Source organism: Rugamonas violacea (assembly GCF_016461825.1).
Taxonomy (GTDB): Bacteria; Pseudomonadota; Gammaproteobacteria; order Burkholderiales; family Burkholderiaceae_D; genus Rugamonas.
The window spans coordinates 1-1,745 of the sequence record NZ_JAEMNU010000039.1; the positions used below are offsets into that span (position 1 = coordinate 1).

General features: G+C 46.1%; 3 protein-coding genes. All 3 read right to left on the reverse strand.

All coding sequences use genetic code 11. The annotated features are described in order from the left end of the window. Positions 1–71 precede the first annotated feature (71 nt). The 3 genes from H7U20_RS09435 to H7U20_RS09445 all read right to left on the reverse strand — a co-directional run bounded on the left by H7U20_RS09435 (position 72) and on the right by H7U20_RS09445 (position 1,610). Positions 72–620 (reverse strand): hypothetical protein, encoded by a 549-nt coding sequence (locus H7U20_RS09435; RefSeq protein WP_199758902.1) that lies wholly within the window; start codon positions 618–620, stop codon positions 72–74. A gap of 97 nt (positions 621–717) precedes the next feature. After that, positions 718–1,350 (reverse strand): hypothetical protein, encoded by a 633-nt coding sequence (locus H7U20_RS09440; RefSeq protein WP_199758903.1) that lies wholly within the window; start codon positions 1,348–1,350, stop codon positions 718–720. An 11-nt stretch (positions 1,351–1,361) separates the two neighbouring features. After that, positions 1,362–1,610, reverse strand: a complete 249-nt coding sequence (locus tag H7U20_RS09445; RefSeq protein ID WP_199758904.1) for a hypothetical protein — start codon at positions 1,608–1,610, stop codon at positions 1,362–1,364. Positions 1,611–1,745: the final 135 nt, after the last annotated feature.

Consider the following 1,745-nt stretch of genomic DNA (forward strand, 5'->3'; position numbering starts at 1 on the left):
TCGGTCACGTTCGCCCGGAATGGGCGGTCACGTTCAAATGGAATGACTGGTCACGATGCCGGAATCACTGGTCACGTTCGTCCGGAATACCCACGATCAGACATGTCTGTATCAAAAAGTGAAACCACGCCAGCCGCCGCATATCCAGTCATTCGATGCGCCAAGGCAGCTGTTTCTGGAATGAGATTGTCTAGCCCTTTTGCCGCACCGATAGCCAAGTCGCCAAAGAAATGGCCGACATTACGCATCTGGTCGCTATAACTCATCAGACTCGGGTCGTTGATCAAACCAAGATGGGCGGCGTTTGCGACCGTTGGGGTCAGGCTGTCACCACGGTTGTTTGCGGCTTCAATGAGTTCTCTATTGTAGTCGCCTGGATCTGATGAGCCGACACCGTTGATCTCGATGCGCATCGAATCGGAGCCCTGATATTGAGGCTCTTGCGCCTGGCGCAGAATACGGGCCATCTCCTGATCTCTGATTGCTGCATGAGGGCTGACGGCATCACTTCCTTGGAAAAACGCAGCCGAATCAGAGACAACGCTATCACTGCGTTCGATAGAAATCCATGATGAATCTTTGCGGGATGACTGATCTGACTGTTGCCCGTTCCCGCTCATGCTATGGGCCAAGCTGCTGCCCAACGCATTGCCGAACGCATCTGTGGCGATATGTATTTTATTTTGCGCTAGCGCTTTCCGACCTCCATTCTATAAATCACTCATTACTCCAACCTCCGATAGGCATAAATTTTTTAGCCCCTATATGGTATTGAAAGCAAATGAACTCATTATCTCCATCCGTTGGGCTGCCGCAAACTGCATCTAGTTTTGTTTTAATTTTCATGTTTGGTGCATCGTTAATTCGCTCGGTTCTTGATGAATAGTCGGAATTAATTCTGGATAACTCTGTCCATGATGGACAAATGATGTCAACGCCTCGCCCAATTACAAATCCATCTTTGCTGAATTTTATGGGAAATTTATATATGTCGTTAAAAATAAAACCACTTTTCCGGTCACTCAGTACAACTACATAGGCTGCAGTGTTGGACTTTGAGTTTATAAGTGCCAGTGCAAAATCTCGTTGCCCTGGACTCTTGAACGACCCTTGACATGAATTGACTAGCAAGAAGCCGGGAAAGTTCTTTCTAGTCATATTTTCAAACGATTGGAAGTTAGCCCCTAGCAGAATTTTCAATTCTAACAGCTGCTTCCCCTCTAGGAAGGACAATTTTTCCAACTGAACAACATCGAGAGTTGACGTCCTTTCTTCTGCTCTCGCGCTGAGAAAGATAGGCAGTAGTAGGGCAAGGGATACAATCAAATGGCATATTTTAAACTTTTGCATATTTGTTAATATTAACGGCGACGGGTTGGTTGTGAGATCTCAAGATGATACGCTGGGTCATATGTCTTTGTTCTTGGACCCAAGTATTTATCAATTGTCCCGCTATTCATTGCAATATCGAGCGAACTTTCCCAGTTGCTTGTTAATTTTTTATTGATACTACTTGGCGCGATATCAAAAACATTCATTACTTCTGGATTGCCCAAGTGGTTGGATACGCGCTGTCCTCTGTCCAGATACGTCTGGATCGTATCACGCATGGAACTTCTCGTGTCCGAGGCTGAGGCACCTGCTTGGGTAGATGTCAAGACTCGTGTGGTTATACACGCGTTTAACAAATAATTCGGGCTTTTTCTTCTGCCATGCTTTGAGCGCTTGAATTGGTGATACGTGAT